Source organism: Gemmobacter sp. 24YEA27, from assembly GCF_030052995.1.
Classification (GTDB): Bacteria; Pseudomonadota; Alphaproteobacteria; order Rhodobacterales; family Rhodobacteraceae; genus Pseudogemmobacter.
Map to the genome: position 1 here is coordinate 931,954 of NZ_JASJPW010000001.1, position 14,670 is coordinate 946,623.

At 62.1% G+C, this 14,670-nt stretch carries 12 protein-coding genes and 1 pseudogene; 9 read left to right on the forward strand and 4 right to left on the reverse strand.

What is annotated here, in order from left to right:
* Positions 1 to 51: 51 nt before the first annotated feature.
* The 3 genes and pseudogenes from QNO18_RS04585 to QNO18_RS04595 form a co-directional block, all read right to left on the reverse strand.
* Positions 52 to 1,050 (reverse strand): ABC transporter substrate-binding protein, encoded by a 999-nt coding sequence (locus QNO18_RS04585; RefSeq protein WP_283176729.1) that lies wholly within the window; start codon positions 1,048 to 1,050, stop codon positions 52 to 54.
* Positions 1,008 to 2,099 (reverse strand): annotated as a pseudogene (locus QNO18_RS25605) (ABC transporter substrate-binding protein); the annotation flags it as partial. The pseudogene QNO18_RS25605 and the gene QNO18_RS04585, both read right to left, overlap by 43 nt.
* Before the next feature lie 168 nt (positions 2,100 to 2,267).
* Positions 2,268 to 2,798, reverse strand: coding sequence for a cytochrome c family protein (locus QNO18_RS04595; protein WP_283176730.1), 531 nt, complete (start codon positions 2,796 to 2,798; stop codon positions 2,268 to 2,270).
* A gap of 124 nt (positions 2,799 to 2,922) precedes the next feature.
* On the opposite strand from QNO18_RS04595, the gene QNO18_RS04600 reads away from it, so the two are divergent.
* Positions 2,923 to 3,777, forward strand: a complete 855-nt coding sequence (locus tag QNO18_RS04600; RefSeq protein WP_283176731.1) for a prephenate dehydratase — start codon at positions 2,923 to 2,925, stop codon at positions 3,775 to 3,777.
* A 24-nt stretch (positions 3,778 to 3,801) separates the two neighbouring features.
* On the opposite strand, the gene QNO18_RS04605 is transcribed toward QNO18_RS04600, so the two are convergent.
* The gene (locus QNO18_RS04605; protein ID WP_283176732.1) at positions 3,802 to 4,647 is read right to left on the reverse strand and encodes a universal stress protein; all 846 of its coding nucleotides are present in this window, start codon (positions 4,645 to 4,647) and stop codon (positions 3,802 to 3,804) included.
* A 266-nt stretch (positions 4,648 to 4,913) separates the two neighbouring features.
* Between QNO18_RS04605 and ccoN the strand changes: the two genes are divergently transcribed.
* From ccoN to QNO18_RS04645, 8 genes are all read left to right on the forward strand, one after another.
* The gene (gene ccoN, locus QNO18_RS04610; RefSeq protein ID WP_283176733.1) at positions 4,914 to 6,518 is read left to right on the forward strand and encodes a cytochrome-c oxidase, cbb3-type subunit I; all 1,605 of its coding nucleotides are present in this window, start codon (positions 4,914 to 4,916) and stop codon (positions 6,516 to 6,518) included.
* An 11-nt stretch (positions 6,519 to 6,529) separates the two neighbouring features.
* Positions 6,530 to 7,273, forward strand: a complete 744-nt coding sequence (gene ccoO, locus QNO18_RS04615) for a cytochrome-c oxidase, cbb3-type subunit II (RefSeq protein WP_283176734.1) — start codon at positions 6,530 to 6,532, stop codon at positions 7,271 to 7,273.
* A 12-nt stretch (positions 7,274 to 7,285) separates the two neighbouring features.
* Positions 7,286 to 7,507 (forward strand): cbb3-type cytochrome c oxidase subunit 3, encoded by a 222-nt coding sequence (locus QNO18_RS04620; protein WP_198835740.1) that lies wholly within the window; start codon positions 7,286 to 7,288, stop codon positions 7,505 to 7,507.
* Positions 7,508 to 7,510: 3 nt separating this feature from the next.
* On the forward strand, positions 7,511 to 8,389 hold the full coding sequence (gene ccoP / locus QNO18_RS04625) for a cytochrome-c oxidase, cbb3-type subunit III (protein ID WP_283176735.1): 879 nt from the start codon (positions 7,511 to 7,513) through the stop codon (positions 8,387 to 8,389).
* 681 nt (positions 8,390 to 9,070) lie between these two features.
* On the forward strand, positions 9,071 to 11,104 hold the full coding sequence (locus QNO18_RS04630; protein WP_283176736.1) for a dynamin family protein: 2,034 nt from the start codon (positions 9,071 to 9,073) through the stop codon (positions 11,102 to 11,104).
* Positions 11,101 to 12,312 carry a GTPase gene (locus tag QNO18_RS04635; RefSeq protein WP_283176737.1) on the forward strand — a complete coding sequence of 404 codons (1,212 nt, stop codon included), beginning with the start codon at positions 11,101 to 11,103 and terminating at the stop codon, positions 12,310 to 12,312. Before QNO18_RS04630 ends, QNO18_RS04635 begins: the two co-directional genes overlap by 4 nt.
* A 9-nt stretch (positions 12,313 to 12,321) precedes the next feature.
* Positions 12,322 to 13,389: a dynamin family protein gene (locus QNO18_RS04640; RefSeq protein WP_283176738.1), complete on the forward strand. Its 1,068-nt coding sequence runs from the start codon at positions 12,322 to 12,324 to the stop codon at positions 13,387 to 13,389.
* Positions 13,389 to 14,444, forward strand: a complete 1,056-nt coding sequence (locus QNO18_RS04645) for a hypothetical protein (RefSeq protein WP_283176739.1) — start codon at positions 13,389 to 13,391, stop codon at positions 14,442 to 14,444. Before QNO18_RS04640 ends, QNO18_RS04645 begins: the two co-directional genes overlap by 1 nt.
* Positions 14,445 to 14,670 lie beyond the last annotated feature (226 nt).

A 14,670-nucleotide genomic window follows, 5' to 3' on the forward strand; every position in this document is an offset into this window, starting at 1 on the left:
CCCGCCTGTTCGTTCAAAATTCGGTCGTGAGAGGATCGGTCAGAAGAGAGATCACTGTCGCAGCGCGCCGCTGGCCTTCAGAGCAGCGGCTTTTTCCGCGTTGACCCACCACCAGCTCAGCTCGCCTGTGGCATAGGGCGGCAGCACGGCGGGGTGTTCATACATGTCGTAATACGCGACCCAGACCTCGGGCTTGTGCCACATGGGCACGCGGAACCTGTCGGCGCGCAGCACCCGGTCAAGGGCATGAACCGCCGTGGTGACCTCGTCGCGGGACTGTGCCGCGACGATGACATTGATCAGCCGGTCCACCGCCGGATCTTTCAGCCCGGCAAGGTTTCTGACCGAGACATCCGCCTCGGCCGATCCGATCCATTGGCGCAGGCCGGAATCGGGGAAGTAGTCAAAGACAAAGAAGGTACTGGTGAAGTCGAAATCATAATCCGGGTTGCGGGTCCGCACCTCATATTGCGCGGAATCGATCTGATTCACGCCGGCATCAATGCCGACCGCGCGCAGGTTTTCGACAAAGGGCGCCAGGATCTTTTCAAAGGTCGGGTTGTCGTCAAGGATCTCAAGCCGCAGCGCCACGCCTTTTGCATTGCGGCGGATGCCTTTGTCATCCACCAGCCATCCCGCCTCATCGAGCAGTTTCGACGCCTTGAGGAGGGACTTCCGGTCCAGCAGCTTTCCGGCATCCGAGACGGGCTGCGAATAGGGCGCGTCGGTCAGAATCCCGGGCGGCAGCAATCCTTCCCCGACCAGGGGTTCCAGCAGCGCGACCTCTTCCGGCGCGGGCGGGCCTTCTGCCTGCAACCAGGAATTTTCCCAGAAGGAATTGATCCGCTGGTATTTGCCGAAGAACAACGTGTCGTTGCTCCATTCAAAGTTGAACAGGATCGCAACGGCCTCGCGCAGTCGTGGATCCTGCCAGATGCCGCGGCGCAGATTGAAGACCCAGGACTGGCCGTTGGAAACTCCGTCACGGGGCAGTTCTTCCTTGCGGACGCTGCATTCAGCACGGCGGGGAAATCGTAGTTCAGCGACCATTGCCGCGCGACGTTTTCCTGGCGGAAAGTATAGGCGCCGCCTTTGAATCCTTCGAAACCGGCATTGGCCTCGGCGAAATATTCATAGCGGATCACGTCGTAATTGTTCATGCCTATGCCGAAAGGCAGATCCTGCGCCCAGTAATCGGGATTGCGCCGATAGCTGATCGTGGTCGGGCTTTTCGCTGGCAGAACAGGCACATAGGCGCCGGTCCCAAGGAAGGGCTGCATCGAGCCCTGTTCGAGATCCATGTCCCGCGCCTCGTAATCGGCCTTTGAGAGGACCGGCAGCCCGCCAACCATCGCCGGCAGGTGACGGCTGGGCACGCCGGGCTGGAAAGTGAATTTCACCCGCAGCGGGTCAAGTGCCTCGACCGAGGCCACCTGGGCCTCAAGCTGCGGACGAAACTCGGCAAGGCCCTTGGTGAGAAAGACGTTGTAGGAAAACACCACATCTTCGGCACTCAGCGGCGAGCCATCCGAGAACCGCACATCATCGCGCAGGTTGAAGATCACCCAGGAGCGGTCTTCGGGGAATTCCATCGTGGTGCACATGAGGCAATAGGATGAGCCGATCTCGTCGGCGGTGCCGGTCAGGATCCCTTCCAGCATCATCGTGGCGCCCTGGGCCGCGCGGCCCTGGACCGAAAAGGGGTTCATCGAATCATAGCCGTCCTGAATGGCCTGCATGCTGAACTCGCCGCCTTTTGGCGCGTCGGGGTTCACATAAGGCAGGTAAGGCATATCCGCCGGATGCAGCAGCGTGTCGGAATTGAAGGTGGCAATCCCATGCGAGATGATCACGCCGGTTTCGGCCTCAGCCACGAGTTCTTGTGCATCGGCGGGCGCGGCTGTCGGCGTGACTTCGGCCGGAGCGGCCTCCTGGGCGCGCAGGGCGCCGGCGGTCATCAGGGCCGCAGCCAGCGCGAGGGTTCCGGTCAGCAGGACGGCACGCATCCGGGACAGGGGGGCGGGATCCCGGACCATGATCGCGGGTTTGCCCGCCATCATCCGGCCTTTGTCGCCCCTGCGATCCGCCCTTGCCGCCATTCCATCCCCCGGTTTCTGCCAGTTCCGGATTGTGATGCTAAAGCCATGCCGCGCGGGGGGAAAGGCGCGAATGCGTTACTCTGGTGATGCGCGACTGAAAAAGGCCGCACCAGAAAGGTGCGGCCATTGTTTTCAGCGGAATTTTTCCCCGGATGGCGGGGAAATCCGTTATTGTTGCTGTTCCAGGAAGGCGATCAGGTTGATGCGCTCATCCTGCTTCGGCAGGCCTGCGAAAGACATCTTGGTATTGGCGGCAAAGGATTTCGGCGCGCGCAGGAAATGGTCCAGCTCTTCCGCATCCCATTTCGTGCCATCGGTGCCGTGATCCGCCATCGAGGAGGAATAGGCAAAGCCCGCAGAGCTGGCGATCTGGCGGCCAACCACACCGTTCAGATGCGGGCCGGTGCCGTCGGTGCCATCAAGCTTGTGGCAGGCCTTACATTTGTTGAAGACCTTTTCGCCCTTGGCCGGATCTGCCGTCGCCATCAGCGCGGCAATATCAACCACCTCGGCCGGTTCGTCGCCGCCGGCAGCTGCGCCGGTGTCGATCGTATAGGCCTGGGCGACCTCTTCGCCATGACCGCCGCCATGCGGCGCGGTGCTGTAAAGTGCAGACGCAGCCCAACCCCCCAGCAGCAGCACAAGAAGTGCGCCACAGACAGCTCCGGTCGCCTTGGTCATCGTCATTGTGTCGAACATGTCGAACGCATCCCTTGGTCGTCTTGCCCGGTATTAGCCGCTTCCCTGCATGGCTTGCAAGGTGTAGGAGCGCGACCAATCGCCTCTCATGTGCGAAACCCGCGATTTTTCAGGAGTTCATGCCATGTCCGCATCGGTCGCCGACACCAGATCCGGCCTGATTTCCTTTCAGGGCGAGCCTGGCGCCTATTCGCACCAGGCCTGCGCTCAGGCGCGGCCGGGGATGGAGGTGCTGCCCTGCGGCACTTTCGAGGAGGTGGTCGAATCTGTCCGCGACGGTCGGGCAGATCTGGGAATGCTTGCGGTCGAGAACTCGACCTATGGCCGGGTGGCGGATGTTCACAGCCTGTTGCCGAATTCGGGCCTGCATATCATCGACGAGACTTTCGTGCGGGTGCATGTGAACCTTCTGGGGGTAAAAGGCGCGCGCGTGGCGGATGTGCGTGAAGCGCATGGCCATGTGGTGATCCTGCCGCAATGCGCGGGTTTCCTGAGAGAGCACAATATCCGCGGCGTGATCAGTTCGGACAATGCCAAGGCCGCGCGTGAGGCGGCGGAGGCGAATGACCCGTCCCATGCGGCGCTGGCGAGCGAGCTTGCGGCCGAAATCTACGGGCTCGACGTGCTGGCCCGCCATATCGAGGATCACGCGAATAATACCACCCGCTTTCTGGTGATGAGCCGCGCGCCCGATCACCGGCGCCGGGCCGAGAAAATGGTCACGACCTTCACCTTCCAGGTCCGCAATATTCCGGCGGCGCTTTACAAGGCGCTTGGAGGTTTCGCGACCAATGGCGTCAACATGACCAAGCTGGAAAGCTATATGGTCGGCGGCCATTTCACCGCCACCGCCTTTTACGCCGATGTCGAGGGCCATCCCGAAGATCCGGCGCTGGCGCGGGCGCTGGAGGAGCTGAGCTATTTCACCACCGAGCTGAATATCCTCGGTGTCTATCCGGCCTCTGGCGAGCGGCGCTGAGCCGCCCGCCACGGTTCCGGGCGTTTAATGTGCCATGAATACAGGGACTTCGGCGCTTTCCAGCATATTGCGGGTGGCGCCGCCCAGGATCGCCTCGCGGAACCGGGAATGGCCATAGGCCCCCATCACCAGCAGGTCGGCGCCGATATCCTGGCATTGCCGCGCCAGCACATCCGAGACGCGCGGCAGGGTGCGCGCCAGCACGGAAACCTCGGCCCTGACCCCGTGACGCACCAGCATCTGGCACAGATTGCCACCGGGGTCTGATCGTTCGGGCCCGTTCGCCGACGGGTCGACCACGGTGATCACCACCTCTTCCGCGCGCTTGAGCAAAGGCATCGCACGGCGCGCGGCGACCATTGCCTCGCGGCTTTGATTCCAGGCCAGAACGACCCGTTTCGGCAAAGCCGCAGGCAGACCGGAGGCGGGCAGCACGAGGACCGGCGCTGCGCCGTCGAACAGGGCGGCTTCAAGCACCGCTTCGCCTTCGGCGCCCTGATCATCGCCATAGGGCTGCGGCAGCACCACCAGATCGCTGTAGCGCGCGCGGGCACCGACCAGCTCTCCGAGGGCGCCCAGCTGACAGACCGCCGAATCAAGCGACCAGCGCAGGTCCTGGCCCTGGGCTTCGAGCGCCGCGCGCAGGCGTTTTTCGCGCAAGGCTGCCTCTTCGGCGGCGCGTTCCATCGCCACCTGCATGATCACCGCACCGGTGCCGATATAGGCATAACCCAGCTGCGAGCGGTCCACCCCGAGCGCGAGCGTTTCAAGATGCGCATCCATCGCGAGCGCGAGTTTCGTGCCCGCATCCACGGCGGTTCGCGTGCCGGTCTCTGAACTGGCGATGGTGAGAAGCGATTTATAGGCCATGACCCGTCTCCCGCAGGGTTGTCGGAGGTTCATTCACAACCAGAACGCTAGAGGCCCGGCCCGGGTTCCGCTTTGATGGAGGTCAAATTCCTGTGCGTGTCCGATGCTGTGTTTCAGGCCGTGGCAAGATGCCACAGCGCCTGGACGTGTTGACGCAGATCAAGGCGCGCGCCCCCCGTCTATAGCACAAGGCAAACAGTCCGGAGGTCTGTCAGGGGGGATCCAACCCCCTCAGACGCCGTGGATATAAGACGAGGGAACGCCTTATGTGGGATTACGTCAAACTGATCGCGCTTGGCCTGATCGCGGTTCTCGCCGCGATCGCGGCCAATTTCGCGCGCGATCTGGCTTATCAGGTCAATGCGATCACGGTCATGCTGGCTGCCGCTATCACCTTTGTGGTGGTGCTGCGCGGCGTTGGTGAACCGAAGGTCATCAACAAAAACGAATATCTGGACGGTGTCGTCCGCGCCGGCGTGATCGCCACCGCCTTCTGGGGCGTTGTCGGCTTTCTGGTCGGCGTCGTTATCGCGAGCCAGCTGGCCTGGCCCTGGCTGAATTTCGAATTCCTGCAGGGGATCGGCAATTTCGGGCGTCTGCGCCCGCTCCATACCAGCGCCGTGATCTTTGCCTTTGGGGGCAATGCGCTGATCTGTACCGCGTTCTACGTGGTGCAACGCACCTGCGCCACGCGGCTCTGGGGCGGCAATCTGGCCTGGTTCGTGTTCTGGGGCTGGAACCTGATGATCATCCTGGCGGCGAGCTCCTATGTCCTCGGCGGCAGCCAGGCCAAGGAATATGCCGAGCCCGCCTGGCATATCGACATCTGGATCACCATCGTCTGGGTCGCCTTCCTCGCGGTCTATGCCGGCACGGTGATGCAGCGCAAAGAGCCGCATATCTATGTGGCGAACTGGTTCTACCTCGGCTTCATCATCACCATCGCCATGCTGCATATCGTCAATAACATGGCGGTGCCGGTCTCGATCTTCGGGTCGACCTCGGTGCAGGTCACCGGCGGCGTGCAGGATGCGATGATCCAGTGGTGGTATGGCCATAACGCGGTGGGCTTCTTCCTGACCGCAGGCTTCCTTGGCATGATGTATTATTTCGTGCCGAAACAGGCCGAACGCCCGGTCTACAGCTATAAGCTGTCGATCATCCACTTCTGGGCACTGATCTTCCTTTATATCTGGGCCGGCCCGCACCACCTGCATTATTCCGCGCTGCCGGAATGGGCCTCGACCCTTGGCATGGTGTTCTCGATCATCCTGTGGATGCCGTCCTGGGGTGGCATGATCAACGGTCTGATGACGCTTTCGGGCGCCTGGGACAAGCTGCGCACCGACCCCGTTCTGCGGATGATGGTTGTGGCGCTTGGCTTTTACGGCATGGCCACCTTCGAGGGCCCGATGATGTCGATCAAATCGGTGAACTCGCTGTCGCATTACACCGACTGGACCATCGGTCACGTTCATTCCGGCGCGCTTGGCTGGAACGGGCTGATCACCTTCGGCGCGCTTTACTATCTGACGCCGAGGCTCTGGAACCGCGAGCGGCTTTACAGCCTGGCGCTGGTGTCCTGGCATTTCTGGCTGGCGACCATCGGCATCGTTCTCTACGCCTCGGCGCTTTGGGTCTCGGGGATCATGGAGGGCCTGATGTGGCGCGAAGTCGACGCCAATGGCTTCCTCGTCAACGCTTTTGCCGACACCGTGGGCGCCAAATATCCGATGAACGTGGTGCGCACATTGGGAGGGCTTCTCTACATGGGGGGCGCGCTCATCATGTGCTGGAACCTCTGGATGACCGTCCGTGGTCAGGAAGCGAAAGCACCTGTCAATGCCAACAACGCCATTCCGGCGGCGTGAGCGAGGGTTAAATGTCCATACTCGACAAACATAAAAAGATCGAAACCCACGCGACGCTGTTGATGGTGCTGGCCTTTATCGTGGTCGCGATCGGCGGTCTCGTGCAGATCGTGCCGCTTTTCTATCTCGAGAACACCATCGAGAAGGTGGAAGGGGTTCGCCCCTATACCCCGCTCGAACTCGCGGGCGCGCAGGTCTATAAGAACGAGGGCTGCTACAACTGCCACACTCAGATGATCCGCCCGATGCGGGACGAGGTGACGCGCTATGGCCATTACAGCCTTGCCGTCGAATCGATGTATGACAAGCCGCATCAATGGGGATCGAAACGCACCGGGCCGGATCTGGCCCGGGTGGGCGGGCGCTATTCGGATGAATGGCATGTGGATCACTTTACCGATGCCAAACAGGTGGTGCCGGAAAGCCTGATGCCGCCCTATGGCTTCCTGAAGAACAAGGTGATCGACGGCAGATATATCGCCGATTCCCTGAAGGCGAGCCGCATCGTCGGCATTCCTTACACCACTGAGATGATCGAAAACGCGCAGGCCGATTTCCTGGCCCAGGCCAATCCGGATGCCGACAGTTCCGGCCTGGAGGCACGTTACGGCGAGGCCGCTTTCGGCCGCGCGGTCAATGTCCGGAACTTTGACGGCTCGCCGAAGATCACCGAGATGGATGCGCTGATCGCCTATATGCAGGTCCTGGGGACGATGGTCGATTTCTCGACCTTCACCCCGGATCCGACACGCTGAGGGGGGTAAAGGATGGAACTCTATTCATTCCTGCGCGCCACCGCCGACAGCTGGGGCCTTCTGCTTATGTTCCTGATGTTTGTCGGCATCGCGTTCTGGGCCTTCCGCCCGGGCAGCCGGAAGACCCATGACGAGATTGCCAGCTCGATTTTCCGCAATGAGGACCGCCCCCGGATTGAAAATTCCGCGGCGGGCCCCGCGGAGCCCCGCAACAGCCAGCAGACGGAGGCGTGATTCATGTGCGCCAAAAAGATTACCAAAGTCGAACGTGACGTTCCGACCACCGGCCATGACTGGGATGGCATCCAGGAGCTGGACAATCCGATGCCGCGCTGGTGGGTCTGGGTGTTCTATGCCTGTATCGTCTGGGGCATCGGTTATACCATCGCCTATCCGGCCTGGCCTTTGCTGACCCGTGCGACGCAGGGTGTGATCGGCAATAACGAACGCGCCAATGTCGCGGCAGAGATCGCCGACTGGAATGCGAGGAATGCCGGCAACCGTGAAAAGCTGGTGGCGACCGATCTGAACGCGATCGGCGATGATCCTCAGCTTGCGGCTTTTGCCGAAAATGCAGGGGCTGCGGTGTTTCGCACCAACTGCGTTCAGTGTCATGGTGCAGGTGCGGCCGGGATTCAGAGCCTCGGCTATCCGAACCTTCTGGATGATGACTGGCTCTGGGGCGGCTCGATGGAGGCGATCCATCAGACCGTCAGCCACGGGATCCGCAATACGACCGATCCGGATGCGCGCTACAGCCAGATGCCTGCTTTCGGAAAGGATCAGCTGCTGGAGAAACCGCAGATCGCCGAAGTGGTGGAATATGTGCTGCAGCTTTCGGGCCAGGAGCATGACGCCGTGCTGGCCCTGGCGGGGGCGACGGTCTTTGCCGATAACTGTTCCTCCTGCCATGCCGGGACCGGCAAGGGCGACCGCGAACAGGGCGCGCCCGATCTGACAGATGCGGTCTGGCTCTATGGCGGCTCGCGCGAGGCGATCACCTATAGCGTCAACAATGCGCGGTTCGGGGTGATGCCCGACTGGGCGGGGCGGCTGTCCGAGGCCGATATCCGCGCGGTCAGCTGGTATGTTCACAGTCTTGGCGGTGGCGAGTGATACATGAGACGGGCCCTTCGGGGCCCGTTTTCATATCCGGGGGCGCAGAAGCCGCCAGGCCCGCCGGCTGCGAGGGCGGGGGGCGGTTTTTGATTCTCCGACAGCCGCGGGCGAGTGCGCGCGGCCCACGCAACCTGAGGGGGCGGGCTGGCAAATAGTGGCCGCGCCATGGCAGTAGCGGCAGGATCGGGGAGGGGGGCGCATCCGATTAACAAATTAACATTTCATATAAAAAATCATGATCCCTGACGCGATCTCCCGGGGGTTTCGTCCTGAAAGCACCGCGAACCTGCCCGATTTGAGCCCAAAACAATGGACATGGTCTGACCATGTTCAGTCACGAGTCAGGGCAGGCAAATGTCAGGCCAGGTTTTGCAGTTTGAGGAAGAAGGCGGTCACCGGTTTGTTGTGGCGGTCAGAGCACGGCGTTTGGGGCAGACGGATCTCTTCGCGCGCCTGTCCAGTCCCCAGCCGGCTGAGTTCAGGTCGCGGCGGGCCGGTCGTGGTGCGGTCAGGACTGGCGGGAGCGGCCAGGATCCCGGACAGGACATGGCATGTGAGACCGCCTCCAAAGACCAGGCCGGAGCCTTGTAGCAACCGGCAGGACGAGCCCTGGCGTGCAGGGACTGGTCCGTTTTGATGTCTGTAAGCGGCCTGTCCGCAGCAAATTGAGAGGCCTTCATGACGAAGGGTAACATCAGGCTGAAGCATCGCGAGGGGTTCGGGGAACTGAACCGCTATTGGTCGCGCCTGGCGGATCTTGAGAAGGCGGTCGAGGATTTCTACGATTACTCGCTGGCCTTTGTCGAAGAGCCGATTGACCGGGTGCTGGACAAGATCCGGTCTTTTGAGCCGTCGGTCTCGGTGATCGGCCAGATCAAGGCCGGGAAAAGCACGCTGGTCAATGCGCTGGTGGGCGAGACCGATCTCTTGCCCTCAGATGTGAACCCCTGGACTTCGGTGATCACCGCGCTGCATCTGAACAGCCGGCACCGGCCGATGAATACCCGCGCGCTGTTTCGCTTTTTCGACCAGCATGAATGGGACCGGCTGGTCGCAACCGGGGGCCGGCTTGGCGAGATGGCCACCCGCGCCGGGTTCGAGCAGGAGGCCGATGAGGTGCGCGCGCAGGTCACGCAGATGCGCCAGAGCACCGAGGCGCGGCTGGGGGCGGATTTCGCCAGTATCATCGGGTCGAACCATTCTTTCCCGTACCTCGATAAGGAAACGATCAACCGCTACATCTGCTACGGTGACCCGTCCGACCTGAAGGACGCATCGGGCGACGGCGTCTATGCCGATATCACCAGGACCGCCGATCTTTATATTGACGCCGAAGGGCTGCCGTCGGGCCTGTGTATCCGCGACACGCCCGGCGTGAATGACACATTCATGATGCGCGAGCAGATCACACTCAACGCGATCCAGGACAGCCGGATCTGCGTCGTTGTGCTGTCGGCACATCAGGCGCTTTCCACCATGGATGTGGCGATCCTGCGCATCATCTGTGCCGTCGAGGCGCGCGAAGTGGTGATTTTCGTCAACCGGATCGACGAGCTGGCCGATCCGAAGGCCGAAGAGGAAAAGATCCGCGCCTCTATCCGCCGCACATTGGCGCGGCTGGGGCTGGATCAGGATATCCCGATCCTGTTCGGCTCGGGCTATTGGGCGAATTTCGCGCTCTCGGGCAAGGGCGCGCTGATGCCGCGCAGCCTTGCCTCGCTGCAACAGCTGCATCCCGATCTGGATATCACCGACCATGAGGCGCTGCGCGAGGCGGCGTTCGAGGCCTCGGGCGTGCCCGCATTGCACCGGCTGATTGCCGAACGTGTGATCGATGGCCCTGGGGCGGCTTTCCTGAAAGACATCGAAGCCGAGATCAAACTCATCATCGAGATGAGCGAAGCGGTGGATTCGGCGGCGCGGTTGCGCGATGCCGGGATGGCGGTTCTGACCATCAGCCAGGAAGAGCTGATGCTGAAGGTGGCAGATTCGCTGCAAAAGGTGATGACCACATTTGACGCGGCAGCCGTTGATCTGCGCAGCGCGTTGCACGAACGCCTGACCCGCGCCCGCGAAACCTTTGTCGATTCCGCGGTCGAGGCGCTGCAATCGCATATCCAGGCCTTTGGCGAGACCGGCTCCTGGGATCACGACCCGACCGGCCTGCGGATGATGATGCGCACGGCCTATCTTTCGTCCTGTGCCAGACTTCGCCGCGAGGGCGAGATCAGCTTTGAATCGGTGCTTGATGCAGTGCAGGACGTGCTGCAAAACGAGCTTGGCGTCTATCGCAATGCCGCCAGCATCGATTTTCCGGAACAGCAGCAACATAGCGCGCCGACCGTGCTGGCCCGCACGCTGTCCTTCGATCTTCAGGGCACCTGGTGGCATCGGATCTGGGATACCGGCGCGACCGGCAGGCTGGCAGGGCGCTTCCTGCGTTTTGGCCAGGCGAAGAAGGTCGAAAAGAAATACCGTGCGCTGATTATCGAGGAGACCCAGCCGCTGATCGACAATCTGCTGACGGATTTCTTTGATCCGGCGGTCGCAGCCACGCGTGAAATCGTCACCGGATTTGCGCTGGATCAGAGCCGGTTCTGCGAGGCGCTGCTGGAGCGGCTGCATGAAAAGGGGCCGGACGAGAACAAGGCCGGGCAGTCGGATGAGACCAGTCTCGCCCGTCTGGCCGAGATGCGGAGGTTGTCGGCGTGAGGAGCTTCTGGAACCGCAGGAAACCGGCCGATCCGGTGGCTGAACGCCCTGGTGCTCCGGTGCAGCGCAAGCCGCGCATCCTGATCGCGGGCGAATTCAGCGCCGGCAAGACCCAGCTGATCAATGGGCTGGTCGGCGGGCTGATCGGCGGCCCGGTGCTGCCGTCGAATGTCACCGCGACCGCGCTGCCGCCGGTCTGGCTGGTGCGCGGCGAACCGGCGCTGATCCGTGTTGGCCTTTCCGGCCGGGGCGAGCCGCTGGCCGATCTGAACACTGTCGATCTGGAAAAGACCCAATATTGCTTGATGGCGCATCCGGCACCCGTCCTGACCGGGATGGATATTATCGACACGCCCGGCAATTCCGATCCGAACATGGCGGCCGAGACCTGGCAGCGCATGCTTGAATTTGCCGATGCAGTGGTCTGGTGCACCAATGCAACCCAGGCCTGGCGGCAAAGCGAAAAGGCGGTCTGGCAGGCGATGCCGGCGCGGCTGCGGCAGAATGCGACCATGGTGGTGACCCATGCCGATCTGCTGGGCAGCCCGGCCATGGCAGACCGCGTGTTGCAGCGCGTCCAGCGCGAGGCCGGCGCGTTTTTCGAGAGCTTCCTCATGGCGTCTCTCTTGCAGCGCGAAGATCTTGACCGCATCGCGGCCCGTCTGCGTATGGTCAGCGGCAGTGTGCGGCAGGATGGGGCGCCCAATACGCTGATCGGCCAGTTCGCGGCCTCGGTGCCGGTGCGCGTCACGACGCCTGAGCCGGCGACCGCATCCGTTGCGACCGGGGCTGCGGCCCCGCAGCCCGCTCCTGCCCTGAAAGCGCAGAATGAGGCCGGGGAGACCCCCGATCTTTCCACATCACCGCGCGCTGCGGTCGGGGCCAATGTCCTGCAGCTCGTGCGCAACCGCCGCCCGGAGGAGGCCGCGCCCGAAACCGCGCCCGAAACCCCGCCTCCGGCACGCGCGGCTCTGGTCCGTGCCGCGCTGGCCGGGGCAGAGAGCGGGCATGCGCGCAGCCTCTGGAACGAAATGAGCCAGAGCGTTGACCACAGCGATCCGGAATCGCTGCTCGCCGCTGTGGATCATTTTATCGCCCGGCTGGATGCGCAGCCCGCCCAGGCCGGCGCTGTGAATAGTAACTCTGTGAATAGTGGCTCTGCCAGTGGTGCCGGACGTGCCGGTTTCTCTGCGGATTTTTGTGAGTGAGGAGCTGACATGCAAATTGCACCTGACCAGCGCCAGGAACTGAATTTTCTTCGGGATTCCCTTGACGGGATCGACAAGGTCATCAGCCGTGACATGCGTCCGGGCTTTCGCGCGCTGCGCGAGCGGCTGGACAACTGGGCCGCAAAAGTCGCGGTGATCGGTCAGGTCAAGGCCGGCAAATCGACCTTTCTGAACGCTTTCCTTTACAGCCATGATTTCCTGCCCTCGGATGTGAACCCCTGGACTTCGGTCGTCACCAATATAAGGGTGAACCTGCCCGGTGACCCGGTGATGGGGGCCAAATTCGAATTCTTCGGCAATGCTGACTGGAACGAGATCGTCAATGGCGACAGCCGCATCCGCAAGCTGACCGAACAGTTGCTGCCGGGCTTTGACACCCAGCTTTTGCGCGAACAAAGCGACCAGATGCGCCGCCGCGCCGAGGAACGGCTTGGCAAGCGCTATGCCGATCTCCTGGGGACGGCGCATGATTACGACTACGTTTCCTCCGATCTGCTGCGCAGCTATGTCTGCGCCGGGGCCGAAGATGAGACCGATCCGACGGCGGCAGGGCGTTATGCGATGCTGACCAAAGTCGCGAATGTCTATATGCGGCTGCCGGAATTCCAGGTGCCGACCATCATCACCGATACGCCCGGCGTGAATGACCCCTTCCTTGTGCGCGATGAATTCACCTGTCGCAGCCTCGACAAGTCGGATGTTTTTGTCATCGTCCTGTCGGCGCATCAGCCGCTGACCGATGTCGATATCGCGCTGATCCGGATCCTCGCGAAACAGGATAACAAGGATGTCCTGGTCTTCGTGAACCGGATCGACGAGCTGGACGATTACGACACCGATGTGCCGCGCGTGATCGAAGATGTCTCGCGGCGTCTGTGCGGTGCGATCCCGGATATTGATTTCACCATCGTGGCCGGTTCGGCCTGGATGGCGGATCTGACGCTCCAGGACGGGATGAGGCCGAGGCCGATCGCGCCGCTCTCGATGACACCCGCCTCGCGCGCTATATCCATTCGCGCTACGGCTATCTGCCCGATGACCGCTGCGAGCGCCTGATGCTCGCCTCTGGCATGCGCGACGTGAAAGTGGCGCTGTCACAGCTGATCGATTCAGGTGTCGGCCGGTCGCAAATGGCGCAGATCAAGGCCGATATCCGGGCCGAGCTGAATGGCGCGCTGTTTGTGGCGCGGCGCGAACGGGCCTCGCTGCAAACCCAGGCCGGCAGCGTCAACAGTGAGGTCGCCACGATGGCGATCGAGGATCTTCAGCTGGAGATCGACGCCATCCGCAAGGTGCAGACCGAGCTGGAAGGCCATGTCGAGAATGCCGAGGTGCAGATCGAGAAAGTGCTGACCAGGTCCTGGTCCAGGCTGGAAACCCGGCTGATTGGTATGATCGAGAGCTTTATTGAAGATCAGAAGCCGGAATTCGAGGCGCGGATCATGGCCGGAAAGCTGCGTGGCGAGACGGCGCGGGCGATGGAAATCGACCTCTCGCCTTTGCAAAAAGTCATGGAGCGCGAGCTTACTTCTGCCTGGAGGAACTCGCGCGCGGGCACCGATGTGGTTCTTTCGAACGGGCTGTCATCGTGCCAGCAAACCATCAAAGACCGCTTCCAGGAACGGGCCGAGGGGATCGACCTTTCCGATCTGCCCTATGATGAATTCGTCTCGACGCTGACGCTGGCGAAACGGTCGCTCAGGGTGAATTTCATCTCGAATCGCAGCTGGGCTTTCTGGCGCCGGCCCGGGATCAATGTCGAAAAGAGCCTTGCCGCGCTGAAGATGATCGCGGCAGAAGAGCTGCGCCCGCCGATGGAAAAACTTCTGGCCGCCTTCAATGAGGCCCAGGTGGAACGCGCCGATGCCGGCATCGACCGGCTCCGCGTGATGCTCCGGATGTTCGAGCTCTCGCTGAATGAGCGGGTGCACCGGCTGAAGAAAGACATGGTGGAATTCGAAATGGTCGTGAATGACCCCGATTTCCGCCGCCGCATCGTCCACCGGCTGCAAAGCCAGATGGAGGTGCTGGAGCGCCGGCTGATCAACCTTTCAGCCGTGGAAAGTGCGCTGGCGCAGGCGGATGTGACGCGGGCCGCCGCTGCGGCCTGACAGACGGGCAGCCCTGACCGGGGGCGGACGGCCTGGTACGCCAGGCTGGTTGGCCGGGGAGCCGGATATGGCGGGAACGGGTTCTCAGACCGTCGGTTCCCGCCATTCTCCGTTGTGAATTCCGTCGCTTTTCGTGGCTTTTTAACGCGGCGGAAAGGCGATCCCGGAACAAAGAAAATCCTCCGGAGATCCACAAATTCTTCACAAAGCCGGGACAGTTTCATCT

Excerpts from the sequence above, each read along its gene's own strand:
- QNO18_RS04605 (WP_283176732.1), bottom strand. The coding sequence starts at position 4,647 with ATGGCCTATAAATCGCTTCTCACCATCGCCAGTTCAGAGACCGGCACG.
- QNO18_RS04585 (WP_283176729.1), bottom strand. The coding sequence starts at position 1,050 with ATGGTCGCTGAACTACGATTTCCCCGCCGTGCTGAATGCAGCGTCCGC.
- QNO18_RS04600 (WP_283176731.1), top strand. The coding sequence starts at position 2,923 with ATGTCCGCATCGGTCGCCGACACCAGATCCGGCCTGATTTCCTTTCAG.
- QNO18_RS04640 (WP_283176738.1), top strand. The coding sequence starts at position 12,322 with ATGCAAATTGCACCTGACCAGCGCCAGGAACTGAATTTTCTTCGGGAT.
- ccoO (WP_283176734.1), top strand. The coding sequence starts at position 6,530 with ATGTCCATACTCGACAAACATAAAAAGATCGAAACCCACGCGACGCTG.
- QNO18_RS04595 (WP_283176730.1), bottom strand. The coding sequence starts at position 2,798 with ATGTTCGACACAATGACGATGACCAAGGCGACCGGAGCTGTCTGTGGC.
- QNO18_RS04620 (WP_198835740.1), top strand. The coding sequence starts at position 7,286 with ATGGAACTCTATTCATTCCTGCGCGCCACCGCCGACAGCTGGGGCCTT.
- ccoN (WP_283176733.1), top strand. The coding sequence starts at position 4,914 with ATGTGGGATTACGTCAAACTGATCGCGCTTGGCCTGATCGCGGTTCTC.
- QNO18_RS04630 (WP_283176736.1), top strand. The coding sequence starts at position 9,071 with ATGACGAAGGGTAACATCAGGCTGAAGCATCGCGAGGGGTTCGGGGAA.
- ccoP (WP_283176735.1), top strand. The coding sequence starts at position 7,511 with ATGTGCGCCAAAAAGATTACCAAAGTCGAACGTGACGTTCCGACCACC.
- QNO18_RS04645 (WP_283176739.1), top strand. The coding sequence starts at position 13,389 with ATGCTCGCCTCTGGCATGCGCGACGTGAAAGTGGCGCTGTCACAGCTG.